This window comes from Streptomyces sp. NPDC057694, from assembly GCF_042799415.1.
Lineage (GTDB): Bacteria > Actinomycetota > Actinomycetes > Streptomycetales > Streptomycetaceae > Streptomyces.
Genome location: NZ_JBHVIX010000042.1, coordinates 1 through 15735, shown reverse-complemented (window position 1 = coordinate 15735; position 15735 = coordinate 1). Strand labels below are relative to the sequence as shown.

Annotated in this window: 11 protein-coding genes; 7 read left to right on the top strand and 4 right to left on the bottom strand. The window is 71.4% G+C overall.

The annotated features are described in order from the left end of the window. Positions 1-139: 139 nt before the first annotated feature. Together ACFVDP_RS42330 and alc are read left to right on the top strand one after the other, a co-directional pair. Complete coding sequence (locus ACFVDP_RS42330) at positions 140-1063, top strand: LysR family transcriptional regulator (protein WP_383502757.1); 924 nt, start codon at positions 140-142, stop codon at positions 1061-1063. Between the two features lie 59 nt (positions 1064-1122). After that, positions 1123-2247 carry an allantoicase gene (gene alc / locus ACFVDP_RS42325; protein ID WP_383502754.1) on the top strand — a complete coding sequence of 375 codons (1125 nt, stop codon included), beginning with the start codon at positions 1123-1125 and terminating at the stop codon, positions 2245-2247. Between the two features lie 223 nt (positions 2248-2470). On the opposite strand, the gene pepN is transcribed toward alc, so the two are convergent. Beyond that, entirely contained in the window at positions 2471-5041 is a 2571-nt protein-coding gene (pepN, locus tag ACFVDP_RS42320; RefSeq protein WP_383502751.1) for an aminopeptidase N, read from the bottom strand. Between the two features lie 123 nt (positions 5042-5164). Between pepN and ACFVDP_RS42315 the strand changes: the two genes are divergently transcribed. Next, positions 5165-5680 carry a DUF1203 domain-containing protein gene (locus ACFVDP_RS42315; RefSeq protein WP_383502748.1) on the top strand — a complete coding sequence of 172 codons (516 nt, stop codon included), beginning with the start codon at positions 5165-5167 and terminating at the stop codon, positions 5678-5680. A gap of 12 nt (positions 5681-5692) precedes the next feature. Here the strand turns inward: ACFVDP_RS42315 and ACFVDP_RS42310 are convergent, their stop codons facing one another. After that, a complete protein-coding gene (locus ACFVDP_RS42310; protein WP_383502745.1) occupies positions 5693-6862 on the bottom strand; it encodes a TerD family protein in 1170 nt (389 codons plus the stop codon). A gap of 75 nt (positions 6863-6937) precedes the next feature. Further along, positions 6938-7954: an aspartate-semialdehyde dehydrogenase gene (locus ACFVDP_RS42305; RefSeq protein ID WP_383502742.1), complete on the bottom strand. Its 1017-nt coding sequence runs from the start codon at positions 7952-7954 to the stop codon at positions 6938-6940. Between the two features lie 194 nt (positions 7955-8148). Here ACFVDP_RS42305 and ACFVDP_RS42300 point away from each other — a divergent pair, with 194 nt between their 5' ends. Continuing rightward, a complete protein-coding gene (locus ACFVDP_RS42300; protein WP_383502739.1) occupies positions 8149-8673 on the top strand; it encodes a sigma-70 family RNA polymerase sigma factor in 525 nt (174 codons plus the stop codon). A 1-nt stretch (position 8674) separates the two neighbouring features. After that, positions 8675-9403 (top strand): hypothetical protein, encoded by a 729-nt coding sequence (locus ACFVDP_RS42295; protein ID WP_383502736.1) that lies wholly within the window; start codon positions 8675-8677, stop codon positions 9401-9403. 54 nt (positions 9404-9457) lie between these two features. Here ACFVDP_RS42295 and ACFVDP_RS42290 read toward each other — a convergent pair whose 3' ends face one another. After that, a complete protein-coding gene (locus ACFVDP_RS42290; RefSeq protein WP_383502733.1) occupies positions 9458-12802 on the bottom strand; it encodes a S8 family serine peptidase in 3345 nt (1114 codons plus the stop codon). 328 nt (positions 12803-13130) lie between these two features. Between ACFVDP_RS42290 and ACFVDP_RS42285 the strand changes: the two genes are divergently transcribed. Further along, positions 13131-13625 carry an NUDIX hydrolase gene (locus ACFVDP_RS42285; protein WP_383502730.1) on the top strand — a complete coding sequence of 165 codons (495 nt, stop codon included), beginning with the start codon at positions 13131-13133 and terminating at the stop codon, positions 13623-13625. A gap of 221 nt (positions 13626-13846) precedes the next feature. Then, complete coding sequence (locus tag ACFVDP_RS42280) at positions 13847-15616, top strand: TIGR03767 family metallophosphoesterase (protein WP_383502728.1); 1770 nt, start codon at positions 13847-13849, stop codon at positions 15614-15616. Positions 15617-15735: the final 119 nt, after the last annotated feature.

Here is a 15735-nt window from a genome sequence, read left to right as displayed (position 1 = left end):
GTTCACCGGACGGTGATCTCCGCCCACCGGCAAGAGTCTCGTCATCAAGATTCTTGATGTCAAGGTTTTTCGTGGAGGGGGCCGGACCGGGGGTGCGCGCTGCTGGAGCGCCGAGGAGGACGGCCCGTACCTTGACGCCATGACCGACGACGCGCCGCGCACCCCGCACCCCGACCGCTGGGACGTCAAGAAGCTGGTGATCCTGCGCACCCTGCGCGAGCGCGGCACCGTCACCGCCGCCGCGCAGGCCCTGCTGATGACCCCGTCGGCGGTCTCGCAGCAGCTCACCAACTTCGCCAAGCAGCTCGGGGTGCCGCTCCTGGAGGCGCAGGGGCGCCGGGTGCGGCTCACCGACGCCGCCCACCTCGTGCTCCGGCACGGCGAGGCCGTCTTCGCCCAACTGGAGCGCGCTGACGCGGAGTTGTCCGCCTATCTGCGCGGGGAGTCGGGCGTCGTGCGGGTCGCCGCCTTCTCCACGGCCGTGCCCGCGCTCGTCGTGCCCGCCGTGCGGGCGCTGCGCGCCGACCGCCCCGGCATCACCGTCCGCGTGCGCGAGGCCGAGGCCGCGCAGGCCTACGAACTGCTCGCGGCCGGCGAGGTCGACCTGGCCCTCTCGCTGGCAGCGCACGCACCGACCGCCCGCGACCCCAAGTTCACCCGGGTCCAGCTGCTCGCCGACCCGCTGGACGTCGCCCTGCCGGCCGGGCACGCTCTCGCCGGTGAGCCGGACCTCAGGCTCGCCGATCTCGCGGGCGAGCCCTGGATCTTCGGCGGCTCGGGCCCCTGGTCCGAGATCACCACCGCCGCCTGCGAGGCCGCCGGGTTCGTGCCCGAGCAGGCACACAGCGCCGCCGGCTGGACCGCCATCCTCGCCATGGTCGAGGCGGGCATGGGCGTCGCCCTCGTCCCGCGCATGGCCGCCGCGCGCCGCGACGGCGTCGTCATGTGCGCGCTGGGCGCCGACCGTCCCGTACGGCACGTGGTGGCGGCCGTGCGCAGGGGCGCGGAGGAGGGGGCGGCCGTGCGGCGGGTCCTCGACGCCCTGACCGTTCAGCAGAACTGAACGACCACCCCGAAAACTTTCGATGGACCTGTCGGCTCGGCGCCCGCGACAGTGGGTCCATGACGACAACGCCCGCACAGGACCCGCACGCCAACGACGCCGCCCCCTACGCGGGCGGTGACCCGTACGCCGACTACCGCACCTTCGGTGACCCCGCCGCCTTCGCCGAGCTCGTCGACCTCGCCGACCGGCGGCTCGGCGCCGGAGTCATCGCCGCCAACGACGAGTTCTTCGCCCAGCGAGAGAACCTCCTGGTGCGCGAGCGCGCCGTCTTCGACCCCGAGCACTTCGGGCACAAGGGCAAGGTCATGGACGGCTGGGAGACGCGCCGTCGTCGCGGCACCTCGGACTCGCCGTTCCCGGAGCCCGAGGACCACGACTGGGCGATCGTCCGGCTCGGCGCGCCCGGCGTCGTACGCGGCATCGTCGTCGACACCGCCCACTTCCGCGGCAACTACCCGCAGCGCGTCAGCGTCCAGGCCACCAGCGTCGCCGGTGCGCCCGGCCCCGACGAACTCCTCGCCGACGACGTGAAGTGGGAGGAGATCGTGCCCGTCAGCCAGGTGCGCGGGCACGCCGCGAACCACTTCACCGTCACCTCGGAACGCCGCTTCACGCACGTCCGCGTCTGCCAGCACCCCGACGGCGGGATAGCGCGGCTGCGGGTGCACGGCGAGGTGGTGCCCGACCCCGAGTGGCTCGGTCTGCTCGGGACCTTCGATCTGGTCTCCGTACTCAACGGGGGTGTGTACGAGGACGCGTCCGACAAGTTCTACTCGTCGCCGACACAGATCATCCTGCCGGGCACGTCGCGGAAGATGGACGACGGCTGGGAGAACCGGCGGCGCCGCGTCCACGGCACCAACGACTGGGTCCGCTTCCGGCTCGCCGCGCAGGGGGAGATCCGGGCCGTGGAGATCGACACCGCGTACCTCAAGGGGAACTCCGCCGGGTGGATCGCGCTCAGCGGGCGCGACGGGGAGACCGGCGAGTGGTTCGAGATCATCCCGCGCACGAAGCTGCAGCCCGACACGCTGCACCGGTTCCCGCTGGGGGAGCGGGTCGTCGCCACGCATGTCCGGCTGGACGCGTTCCCTGACGGGGGTGTGGCCCGGATGCGCGTACACGGCGTCCTGACGGACGCGGGCCGCTCGACCCTGGAGACCCGCTCCGCCCGGTCCTGACGGGTCTCGTCTCCGAGTGCGGCCCGGTGGGGGCTGGTCGCGCAGTTCCCCGCGCCCCTGAGGCATGCGCTTCGCGCAGCCTCCCGATGAGATGGCGCACGAAGTGCGCATCTCAGGGGCGCGGGGAACTGCGCGAGAAGCGGCCACCGGCCGGCACCCGGGCGACGACCCAGGGGCGCGGGGAACTGCGCGATCGGCAGTGCCCCGCGGCCCCGGGAAAGGGCTACACGTCGGCCGACTGGGCCTTCAAGGCGCGGTCCACACCGGCGCGGGACTCGGAGACGAGGCGCCGCAGCGCGGCGCCGGGCTCGGCCGACTCCAGCCAGGAGTCCGTCGTGGCCAGGGTCTCGGCGGACACCTGGATCGACGGGTACAGCCCGATCGCGATCTGCTGCGCCATCTCGTGGGACCGGGAGTCCCAGACACTCTTCAGCGCCGAGAAGTACTTCTCGGTGTACGGAGCCAGCAGCTCCCGCTGATCGGTCTGGACGAACCCGCCGATCACCGCTTCCTGCAAGGAGTTCGGCAGCTGATCCGACTCCACGACCGAGGCCCAGGCCTCCTCCTTGGCCTCGGGAGTCGGCCGGGCGGCCCGCGCCGTGGCCGCGTGCCGCTCACCGGCGGCGGTCTTGTCCAGCTCGTACTCGGCGGCGATCTCCGTCTCGTCGAACCGCCCCACGGCGGCGAGCCGCTGCACGAACGCCCAGCGCAGCTCGGTGTCGACGGCCAGACCCTCGATGGTCTGCGTGCCTTCGAGCAGGGAGTCGAGCACATCGAGCTGCTCGGGCGTGCGGGCCGTCGCCGCGAAGGCGCGGGCCCACGCCAGCTGGTGGTCGCTGCCCGCCTCCGAGGTCCGCAGATGGGTCAGGGCCGCCTCGGTCCAGCGGGTCAGCAGCGCGTCCCGGTGCGCCGGGGCCGCGTACAGGTCGAGGGCCAGCTTCACCTGCCGCTGGAGCGACTGGACCACGCCGATGTCGGACTCCTTGGCCACTCCGCTGAGCACCAGGTCGAGATAGGCGCTGGCGGACAGCTCGGCGTCGCGGGTCATGTCCCACGCGGACGCCCAGCACAGGGCGCGCGGCAGGGACGCCTCGAAGTCGCCGAGGTGCTGCGTGACGAAGGCCAGCGACTCCTCGTCGAGCCGCACCTTCGCGTACGACAGGTCGTCGTCGTTGAGCAGCACGACGGCCGGGCGGCGCTTGCCGACCAACTGCGGCACCTGAGTCGACTCCCCGGCGGTGACGTCGAGTTCGACACGCTCGCCGCGCAGCAGCTTGCCGCTGTCGTCGTCGAGGTCGTAGAAGCCCACCGCGATCCGGTGCGGGCGCAGCGTCGGCTCGCCCTTCGCGCCGGCGGGCAGCGCCGGGGCCTCCTGCCGGATGGCGAACGCGGTGATGACACCATGCTCGTCGGTCTCGATCTCGGGGCGCAGGATGTTGATGCCGGCCGTCTCCAGCCACGCCTTCGACCAGGCCTTCAGGTCACGCCCGCTGGTCTCCTCCAGGGCGCCCAGCAGATCGCTGAGCCGCGTGTTCCCGAACGCGTGCCGCTTGAAGTACGCCTGCACGCCCTGGAAGAACTCGTCCATGCCGACGTAGGCGACGAGCTGCTTGAGGACGGAGGCGCCCTTCGCGTACGTGATGCCGTCGAAGTTGACGAGCACGTCGTCGAGGTCGTTGATCTCCGCCATGATCGGGTGCGTGGACGGCAGCTGGTCCTGCCGGTACGCCCACGTCTTCATGGAGTTGGCGAACGTCGTCCACGAGTGCGGCCACTTCGAGTCCGGCGCGTACGCCTGGCAGGCGATCGAGGTGTAGGTGGCGAACGACTCGTTCAGCCACAGGTCGTTCCACCACTCCATGGTGACGAGGTCGCCGAACCACATGTGGGCCAGCTCGTGCAGGATCGTCTCGGCCCGCACCTCGTACGCCGCGTCCGTCACCTTGGACCGGAAGACGTACTGGTCGCGGATGGTCACCGCGCCCGCGTTCTCCATCGCGCCCGCGTTGAACTCCGGCACGAAGAGCTGGTCGTACTTGGCGAAGGGGTACGCGTAGTCGAACTTCTCCTGGAACCAGGCGAAGCCCTGCCGCGTCACCTCGAAGATCGCGTCCGAGTCGAGGAACTCGGCGAGCGAAGGACGGCAGTAGATGCCCAGCGGCACGCTCTGCCCGCCCGGACCCTCGTACGAGGAGTGCACCGAGTGGTACGGGCCGACGATCAGGGCCGTGATGTACGAGGAGATGCGCGGCGTCGGCTCGAAGTGCCAGACGTCGTCCTTGGGCTCCGGGGTGGCGGAGTTCGAGATGACCGTCCACCCCGTCGGCGCCTTCACCGTGAACCGGAACGTGCCCTTGAGGTCGGGCTGCTCGAAGTTCGCGAACACGCGCCGCGCGTCCGGCACCTCGAACTGCGTGTACAGGTACGCCTGCTGGTCGACGGGGTCGACGAAGCGGTGCAGGCCCTCACCGGTGTTCGTGTACGCGCAGTCGGCGACGATCCGCAGCTCGTTCTGCCCCTGCTCCAGGTGCGCGAGCGCGATCCGCGAGTCACGGAAGACGGCGGCGACGTCGAGCGAGCGCCCGTTGAGCACCACCTCGTGCACCGCGTCCGCGATCAGGTCGATGAAGGACTCGGCGCCCGCCTCCGCGCTGTCGAAGCGCACGGTGGTCGCGGACCGGAACGTGCCGCCCTCCTGCGCGCCGGAGAGGTCGAGATCGATCTCGTACGAGTCAACGGTGAGCAGCTTCGCCCGCTGCTGCGCCTCTTCTCGGGTCAGATTGGTGCCAGGCACGCGGTCATCTCCTATAGCGGTCTACGTTCGTGACGATTCAGGCCATCCTTCCACGCGGGGTACGCGAACGCGATGTCCGTTTTCCGCCGGTGAACACGGCCGTCCCGCGCGACCGTGGACGGCATGACGAGGTACACCGCACAGCCCATCGACCCCACCGCCCTGAAGGAACTGCGCGACGTCGACGACGCGGGCCGCGCCTGCGTCCCATACACCGCGAGCGCGGACGACGCGGGCTCCCCGCTGCGCTGCTGTCTGCGCCCGGTCCGGGAGTGCGACCGCATCGCGCTGGTCAGCTACGCGCCCCTGCGCCGCTGGGCCGCGGAGACCGGAGCGGCCCCGGGCGCGTACGACGAACAGGGCCCGGTCTTCCTGCACGCCTTCGCCGACGACTGCCCCGGCCCGGACCCGGACCCGGAGCGCTACCCCTTCGACCGGCCCGGCGCCCTGCGCACCCTGCGCCGCTACGACGCCCGCGGGCACATCGCGGGCGGCCGGCTCCTGGAGATCCCGGCCGACGCCACGGCCGGGTTCGACGCGGCCCTCGACGAGGCGTTCGCCGACCCGGCCGTCGTCCTCGTGCACGTCAGGGCCGTGGAGTACGGCTGTCTGCACTTCGCGGTGCGACGGCCGGCCTGAGCGCGGGCCGCGTCAGCCGCCCACCGAGATCTGCCACGGGCCGTCCGCGCCGATCCGCAGCAGCCCCGGGCCCTGGACCGGGGCCAGCACATCGAGCCGGCCCACCTCGTTGACCAGCAGGTCCTGATCCTCGTAAGGCCACTCGGGATCGGTGGAGCGGTAGTAGTGCCAGACCGCGAAGTTGCTCTCGCCCTGGTGTGCGAAGGACAGGACGCCGGGGCCGCCTTCGTACACCAGCAGGTCGGGACCGGCGCCGTGCACGGGGACGTCGAGGCGCCGGGCCCGGCCGAGCGGCAGCACCCGGAGCGTCCACGGGGAGTCGGCCTCGACCAGCAGGGCCAGCGGCCGGTCGTCGGGGACGGTGGCGACGGTCCGGCCGAGCACCTCGTCCTCGTAGGCGTCCAGCAGCAGTTCGTCGCTGCGGCCGTACACGTCGCACGTGTAGAGGGTGACCGAGATGCTGTCGCGGCACTCGATCTCGACGACGACCCGGCGCCCGGCGGGCAGGTTCGGCGGGCAGGTGACCCGCTGCTTGGCCCGGCCCTGGTGGACGAAGGGCGGGAAGTCGACGGTGAGTTCGTCCGGACCGCCGGGGCCCGCCCATCCGGACTCGACGGGGACGGGCGCCGCGGGGACGGGGGCCGCGGGCGCGGTGTCCTGGACGCTGATCCCGAAGTCCGCCGCGAGCCCGGCGAGCCCGGAGGCGTAGCCCTGGCCGACGGCGCGGAACTTCCAGCCGCCGTTCCTGCGGTAGAACTCCCCGAAGACGAAGGCGGTCTCCGTGCTCGCGTCGCCGATGGCGAAGGAGGCGACCTGCGCGCCCTCGGGGGTGGCGACGTGGACGGCGAGGCCGGGTATCCGGCCGAACGCCTCGTCGTCGGCGGAGGCGGCGACCACGATCCGGTCCACCGCGGGTTCCACGGCGCTCAGGTCGAGGCCGATCCAGTCGGTGCCCGAGGGTCCGGCGTCCTGCCCCTTGCCCAGGTGCCGGACGGACTTCGAGTGGTGCTCGGGCTGGTTGTAGAAGACGAGGTCGGCGTCCGAGCGGACCTTGCCCGCCGCGTCGAGCAGCAGGGCCGAGACATCCACGTCGGGAATCCCGGGGCCCTGCTGCCAGACCACCGCCACATGCAGAGCTGCTGAGGGAACAGGAAGGTTTCCGCCCTTGGCCATCTCGGTCATGGCGGGATCTTCACACAAGCTCCACGATTGTGTGGCCGGTTTCGCACAACAGCGCGAAACGGGGCCGGCTCGGGGTCAGCTCTTGAGCTCGGCCGCCACCAGCTCCGCGATCTGCACCGCGTTCAGCGCGGCGCCCTTGCGGAGGTTGTCGTTGGAGACGAACAGCGCCAGGCCGTTCTCGGCCGTCTCGTCCGGGCGGATGCGGCCCACGAAGGACGCGTCCTTGCCCGCGGCCTCCAGCGGCGTCGGGATCTCGGAGAGCACGACGCCCGGGGCGCCGGCCAGCAGCTCCGTGGCGCGCTCCACCGAGAGCGGGCGCGCGAATCGGGCGTTGATCTGGAGGGAGTGGCCGGAGAAGACCGGGACGCGCACGCAGGTGCCGGAGACCTTGAGCGCCGGGATCTCCAGGATCTTGCGGGACTCGTTGCGGAGCTTCTGCTCCTCGTCCGTCTCGTGCAGGCCGTCGTCGACGAGGGCGCCGGCGTACGGCAGCACGTTGAAGGCGATGGGCCGCTTGTAGACGTCCGGCTCGGGGAAGTCGACCGCCTCGCCGTCGTGGGTCAGCTTGTCGGCCTCCGCGACGACCTTCTGCGCCTGGCCGTGCAGCTCGGCGACGCCCGCGAGACCCGAACCGGAGACCGCCTGGTAGGTGGCGACGACCAGCGCTTCGAGGCCCGCCTCGTCGTGCAGGGGGCGAAGGACCGGCATCGCGGCCATCGTCGTGCAGTTCGGGTTGGCGATGATGCCCTTGGGGCGGTCCGTGATCGCGTGCGGGTTCACCTCGGAGACCACGAGCGGCACCTCGGGGTCCTTGCGCCAGGCGGACGAGTTGTCGATGACGACGGGGCCCTGGGCGGCGACCTTCTCGGCCAGCGCCTTCGACGTCGCGCCGCCCGCCGAGAACAGCACGATGTCCAGGCCGGTGTAGTCGGCCGTCGAGGCGTCCTCGATCGTCACGCCGTCCAGGGTCTTGCCCGCGCTGCGCGCCGAGGCGAACAGCCGCAGCTCGTCGACCGGGAAGTCCCGCTCGACCAGGATCTTGCGCATGACCGTGCCGACCTGACCGGTGGCTCCGACGATTCCGACCTTCACAGGGTTCCTCCGTGCTTGCTGCGGCCGTGACGGCCTGGCGGATGCGATCCATGATGCGTCTGTCCTGGCCCGCCTTGTCCAATCCATTGTCCGAGGTACGGGACGCGTGGGGTTCGACACAGCCTTTTCGCGGCTGTCGTGAACGTTTCGCGCGCCCGTGGCGTCGTAGGGCACACGCGGGGAGGGGAGGGGCATTGCTGCGCGGCAAGCCGAGAAGAGCGGGGGGTCGCCCGGACGACCCCCTGGACGCGGCCGTCGAGGACCGGGTGCGGGCCGTCCTGTCACTGGGCGGGATGCCGTACGCGGAGCTGCCGGACGGGGTGCAGCAGGTGCGGCTGCGGCTCCTGGAGCGGACCGCCAAGGGGGAGGAGGCGCCGCGCGACGTCTCCGCCTGGGCGGCGGTCGTCGCCTCCAACCTCGCCATGGACTGGCACCGGGCCAAGCGCCGCCAGGAGCGGCTCGGCGAGCGGCTTGCCGCCCTGCGTCAGGAGGACGCCCGGGACGCCGCCGAGTCGCGGGTGCTCTCCCTCGCCGTCGCCGAGGGCCTGGACCAGCTGCCCGACCAGCAGCGGCAGGTGGTCGTGCTGCGGTTCTACGCGGATCTGCCGGTGCGCGACATCGCGGCGGAGCTGGGGGTGCCCGAGGGCACCGTCAAGAGCCGGCTGCACACGGCGGTACGGATCCTGCGGGCGCGCCTGCGCGAAGGGGAGGTGGTGTGACATGGAGGACATCGACGCTGCGGACGGCCTGAACCGTGAGGACCGGCTCCTGATGCTGGCGGTCTGCGGCGAACCGCTGCCGGACGACGACCCGGACGCGGCGGACGTCGCGGCCGACGTCGCGCTGCTGCGGGAACAGGTGCGCGGCCTCGGTGACGCCCTGGCGGCCCGCCCCGCCCCGAAGCCCGCGCCCACGCCCGTACCGGTCCGTCGCCGTCGCCGTCCCGTGCGGATCGCGTTCGGCGCGCTCGTGGTCGCCTGCGCGGCCGGGGTCATGGGCGGCCTGGTGTGGCTCGGCGCGAACGCGCCCGCGGGGATCAGCAGCGACTCCGACGCGAGCAACAAGTCCGCGGCCGGCGCGAAACGGGGGCAGGGCGACGAGGACGGCCACTCGCCCGGCCTGCACATCGCCTGCTCCAAGATCCTCGTCGAGGGCCGGGTCGTCAGCATCACCCCGCGCAAGGACGGAGACGTACGCGTCGTGATCGACGTCGCCCGCTACTACCGCCCCGAGCGCTCGGTCGAGGACCATCCGACGCTCACCGTGACCCTGGACGGATCGGCGAGGGCGGACCTGAAGCCGGGCACGTACACCCTGATCAGGACCCCCGTCTTCCCCGAGGACCGCCAGGACTGGGAGACCGGCCCCGGGGTGAAGGACGCGCGCGGCGACATCCTCGACGCGCTGCCGCGGGCCCGCGGGACTCAGTGCCCGGGGCCCGGGTACTGACAGCGAGAAGGGGCGGACACCGTCGGCGTCCGCCCCTCGTGGATCACCGCGGGGTTACTGGGTGACCTTCTCGATCTGCACGCTGCCGGTGCCGGTGACGACACCGCGCTCGTTCAGGAGCTGCACCTGCCCGAAGAACTCGCGTCCTTCCGGAGCCGGGGCGGCGGCCGTGACCTGCGCGGCCACCGAGGTGGACGCGCCGTTGGCCAGCGTGACCGGCTTCGAGCCGTCCACCGTGACCGTGCCGAGCGCCGACGAGAAGAAGACGTCCGAGTAGTCGTACTCGGTCGTCCCCGCGGGCACCGAGTACCCGGCGACCTCCACCGTGTACGTGCCGGCGGCCGGCTTGGTGATCGTCACCGCCTCCTCGGAGTCGCCGTCCGCGGACTGCGCGACCTGGTTGCCGGCCGCGTCGTAGACCGTCAGGTCCAGGTCGGCGGACTTGTCGGACGTGTTGCCGATGGCGACCGTGAGCTTCTCCGCGCCCTCGGGCACGACGACCTCGGAGGTCGCGGTGTCACCGTTGGCGATGGTGGGCCGGTCCGTCTTCGACGAACCGAGCGAACCGCCCTGGAGCTTGCCGCCGTTGATGGCCGCGAAGTTGTTCGTGACCTTCCACGACACGTCGGCCGGAACGCCGACCTTCGCCTCGGTCACCGTCTGCACGGCCGGGTCGAACGCGGCGCCGAGGACGGCGACGTCGAGCTGGTACGGGTTGTCGAGCAGCGGCGAGGTGCGGCGCGCCTCGACCTCGACCTCCCAGACACCGGCCTGCGGGTCCGCGTACGAACGCAGGTCGGGGCGGCAGCCGTTGCCCGATCCGTCGCCGTAGTTCGGGTAGCAGCTCGGCGTCGAGGTGTCGTCGACCGGGACGCCGTACGGGTGGATGGAGATGAACCGGGTCTGGCTCTTGTCCTTCAGCCCGCTCATGCGCACCTGGAGCGACTTGGCGCCCTCGGGGACCGTCAGGAAGTACGACGTGGTGCTGTTGCGCTGCACCGAGCCCTTGCCGGTGAAGGTGTACGACGGCTTGGCCACCGGCGTCGAGACGACGACGGTCGCCATGATCTGCTGGTCCACGCCCTCGGTCTTCGTGTCGTCGACCTGGAGGATGGCGCTGCGCAGCCCGGCCGACTTCGCCTTGGCCTGCACCTTCACGGTGACCGGCTTGTTCAGCGGCAGGTACACCGAGCTGGAACCGGCGATCCGGAAGGTGTCACCGGAGTTGTTCTTCAGCGACAGCTTGTGGCGCACCGGCTTCGACGAACCGGACGTACGGGTGACCGTGACGTCGTAGGTCTTCTTCTGCCCGGCCTTCAGGCCGCCCTCGCGGTCGTAGATGCCGGTGCCGAAGCCCGGCGTCGCCAGCGCGTAGTCGATCGCGGTGTCGACGGGCGCCTTCACGGTGTACGTGTGCGCGCTCGCCCCGCGGCGGATCGACTTCCAGGCGTCCTCGATGTCGATGAGGCCGGAGCCCTCGGCGTACGCCTGCTCGCCCTTGATGTGGTCCGCGGTCGAGGTGAGCGCGGTGCGCAGCTCCGCCGGGGCCAGCCCGATGTGCTTCTGCTTGGCGGCGCTGAGCAGCAGCGCGCTCGCGCCCGCGGCCTGCGGCGAGGCCATCGAGGTGCCCTGGAGCATCGAGTAGCCGGCCGGCAGCGAGTAGCCCGCCTCGGCGACCGGCGAACCGGGCAGCCAGGTCTGGGTGGTGTTGATCGACGCGCCGGGCGCGGTGATGGCCGGCGTGAAGCCGCCGTCCTCACGCGGGCCGCGCGAGGAGAAGGGCATCATCGCGTACGACTTGCTCACCTGCGAGCCGTAGTTGGAGGCCCAGGTCTCCTTGGAGATCGAGGCGCCGACCGAGAGGACCTTGTCGGCCAGGCCGGGGTCGCCGATGGTGTTCGCGCCGGGGCCGGAGTTGCCCGCCGAGATCACCAGCTGCACGCCGTACTGGTCGATGAGGCGGGTGTACAGCAGCGAGCGCGCGTTGTTGCCGTCGTTCAGCGCCGGCAGACCGCCGATCGACATGTTCACGATGTCGACGCCGCGGTTGGCGACGAGGTCGATCATGCCCTCGGTGAGCGCGACGTTGGTGCAGCCGCCGCTCCACGTGCAGGCACGCGAGGAGACGATCTTCGCGCCGGGCGCGGCACCGTTCATGTTCTTGTTGCCGAACAGCGAGTTGGCCGAGGTGATGCCGGCGACGTGCGTGCCGTGCTCGGACTCGATGACGCCGATGTTGACGAAGTCGCGCTTCTGGCCGACCCAGTCACCGCCGTAGGGGTCCATCGGGACGTCCTTGCGGATCTCCACGACGAACGGCTGGCGCTCGACGACGTCGGTGGACGGGTCGTCCTTGCCGAAGTAGCCGATCTGGTACCCGTCCTTGTACGGCTTCATCGGGGTGTCGTCGGTGAAGTCGCCGTTGTCGTTCAGGTCGACGGTCACCGTGCCCGCGGCGGCGTCGTACAGCACGCCCCACTTGTCGGTGGTGTCGCCGTCACGGTTCGCGTCGCCCTTGGCGTCGCCGCCGGCGGTCACCGACTCCGCGAAGGTGGAGACGCCGTACGAACCGGCCTTCGCCTTCCAGGTGCGGCCGCCGTACGTGAACGTCGGTCCCGACACCTGGGTGACCATCGGCCGCCAGGTCGCGTCGCCGTCCACGATCGGGTCGGTCGAGGTGACCCAGTCGACGATCTTGCGCTCGCCGGTCGTGGTCTTCTGGAGCGCCGGGTGACCGAGATCGACACCGGAGTCGAGGATGCCGATGGTGACACCGCGCCCGTCGGCCTTCGGGTTGTCCTTCACGAAGTCGACGGCGCCCGTCTCGAACGACGGGTTGTACGGGTTCTTGGCGGGGGTGTTCTTCCCCGGGCCGCTGTACGAACTCGTGCCGCCCTTGTGCGAAGCGCTCTTGGCCGCGTCCTTGGTGGTGTCGGCGGACGGCGTCGGGTCGTCGAGCGCGATCTCCTGGCGCAGATCGATGCCGAGCACGGAGTCGAGCTTCTCGGCGGACTTGATGGCCGCCTCGGCCCTGCCGGTGGGCAGCGTCGCCCGGACATAGCCGAGCTTGTCGTAGGTGCGGCCGACGGAGCCGCCCTTGACCGAGTCGAACTGCTTCGCCACGGCCTCGGTCTTCCCGGGGGCGGTGGCGACCATGACGGTCACGTTCTTGTCGCGGTCCGCCTTGGCGGCGGCGAGCAGCTCGGCGTCGTGCGCGCCGAGTTTGTCGCTGGCGGACTTGACGGCGGGGTCGGCGGTCGGCGCGGAGTCCGAGCCGGCCGCGGCGGCCATGGGTATCGGCCCGGCCGCGGTGAGCGCGGCCACCAGGCCCGCGGCGGCCGCGAGGCGGGCCGCGCGTCTCGCACCGGATATGGGTGCGCGCTGGGGATCGGGGGTCATCAGCATCCCTGCTACGTAAAGGTGAAGACGGACGATCGAGATGATCGGAACGACTCCGGATTTCGGTGCCGGATGACCGCTCAGCTTTACGTAAGTGACCACAGTTTGGGGAGAGTTGCCCGAGACGGGTAGCGGCCATGGCGGCATTCCGCCATACGCCACAGCGCCCAAACCCCCCTCATACGGACTTAATTGGCCAGTCCCTTGAACGCTTTTGAATTCCTCGTGGTTCAGCTCTCCCCGCTACGGGCGTAGAGCCCGGCCCCGGCACCGGGCGAAACCCGCCCATCCCCCTGCGCATCGGCCCGGATGCCTCTAGCGTTCGGGAATGCACAAAGAGCTGAGGGTGGCCGCGTACGCGGTGTGCGTGCGGGACGGACAGGTGCTCCTCGCCCGCTGGGTCGCGGGCGACGGCAGCCGGCGCTGGACGCTGCCCGGCGGCGGCATGGACCACGGCGAGGACCCGTACGACACGGTGATCCGCGAGGTCGACGAGGAGACGGGCTACATCCTCGCGCCCGGCGCCCTGCTCGGCGTCCACTCGGTGCTGCGCCGCTACCCCCGCAAGCTCGGCAAGATCGCCGACTTCCACGGCCTGCGGATCGTCTACGAGGGCACGATCACCGGCGGCACCCTGCGGCACGAGGAGAACGGCTCCACGGACATGGCCGCCTGGCACGACCTGGACGCCGTCCCCGACCTGACCCGGGTCGAACTCGTCGACGTCGGCCTCGCCCTGTGGCGCGAGCGCCCGCGCGCCGGGCACCTGCCGGAGAAACCCGGCGGCGGGCCCACGCTTCCCCGCGAGGTGAACACAGAGTGACCGCGAGAGAGCGCGTCGCCCTCCCGTGCATGACAACACGGACCTGACGCGCGCCCCGGCGCGGAGTGCGGTGATCCACGTACGGTGATCGGTGTTGCGCGTTGCGTCGCCGTTCACGCGCAGGTCATCCCCGATGCCAACGATCCAGTACGGAAGGGCAGTGCCTCGCGGTACTGCCCGGCCGCCACTGTCGACGCGTTCGCACTCGGGGAGACCGCGCCATGCCGCGCACACGCTCTGTCACCAAGGCCGCCGCAGACATCGACCGCCGTACCGTGCTGGCCGCGACCGGCGCGCTCACCGGGACGGCGGCGGTGGCCGGCCTCGGCTACGTCCTCGGCCCGGGCGGGCACGAGGCCGCCGCCCGTCCCGCACCCGCGCAGGCGCTGACCCGCAAGGTCCCCGCGCCCTCCGAGGTGCCCCTCGCCCCCTACACCCGCGGCACCACCCTCGCCTCGGTCGCCACCGGGCACGGCTCCGGCTACCGGCGCCTCGGTGACGGCCCGGCCTGGCCGCGCGTGGTCCGCTCCGACCTCCGGGCCGCCCGCTCCGGCCGCGCCGCCCGCCGCACCGCGCTCGCCGCCTTCGTCCAGTTCACCGACCTGCACCTGGTCGACGTGCAGCACCCGCTGCGCTACGAGTACCTGCGCTCCCAGACGTCGAGCGCCTGGCGTCCGCAGGAGTCGCTGTCGGTCGCGGGCGCCGTGGCGCTCGTCGAGCGGGTCAACGCCCTGCGCGGCGCGCCCGTCACCGCGGCGCCGCTGCACTTCGTGATGACGACCGGCGACAACACCGACAACAACGCCCGCTGCGAACTCGACTGGTTCCTCACCGCGATGAGCGGCGGCCGCATCACCCCCAACACCGGCGACCCGCGCCACTACGAAGGCGTCCAGAACAGCGGCATCCCGCTCTACTGGCACCCCGAATCGGCCCTGCGCGACACCGACAAGCGGGACCACCACTTCCCCCGCCTCGACGGTTTCCTGGCCGCCGCGATCTCCGAACTGCGCAGCCCGGGCCTGAAGCTGCCCTGGTACTCCACGGTCGGCAACCACGACGCGCTGCCCGGCGGCTGCTACGCCCCCGGCGACTCCTACTTCGCCGAACTCGCCGTCGGCGGCCGCAAGCTGATGGACCTCCCCGCGGCCTCGGGCAAAGCGATCTGGGACAACGTCAAGAACGGCGGCGACCCGCGCGGAAAGGCGTTCGAGGAACTGCTGCGCTCGCAGGCCCGGCACATGCGCCCGGTCACCCCGGACGAGTCCCGCGCCCCCTTCACCCCCGCCGAGTACGTCGCCGCACACCTCGACCCGGCGCATGCCGGCCCGGGCCCGGTCGGCCACGGCTACACGCAGGCCAACCTCGCCGCGAAGACCCAGTACTACACGTTCCGCGTCTCGGACGACGTCATCGGCATCAGCCTCGACACCACCGACCCCGGCGGCCACTACGAGGGCTCGGTGGGCACCACGCAACTCGACTGGCTCACCCGTCAGCTGAAGGCCGCGGCGACCGACGGCGACCACGTCGTCGTCTTCTCCCACCACACCAGCAAGACGATGCGGAACCTGAACGAGGACCCGGGCCACCGCGGCGAGAAGCGCCACGACGGCCAGGAACTCGCCGCCCTGCTGGCCGCCCACCGCCCCGTCCTCGCCTGGGTCAACGGCCACAGCCACAAGAACGCCATCACCCCGCACCAGGGCACCGGCGGCGCGGCCGGCTTCTGGGAGATCTCCACCGCCTCCCACGTCGACTTCCCGCAACTGGCCCGCATCATCGAGATCACCGACAACCACGACGGCACGCTCTCCCTGTTCACCACGCTCATCGAGTCCTCGGCCCCGCACCGCACCGACTTCTCCGACCTCAGCCAGACCGGCCTGGCCGCCCTCTACCGCGAACTCGCCTTCAACGCCCCGGGATCCCGGGCCGCGCTGTCCGGCACACCGGGGGACCGCAACACCGAACTGGTCCTGCGCAAGTAAGAGGCTGCGTGCGAAGGGGGGGGGGGTCTGCCGGGTCCCGCCCCTCTGTTCCCCCCCTGTTTTTTTCCTGGTTTTTCCTGCTGGGGGGGGGGAAAAAAAGAGAGCAGCAGAGGCCAGTG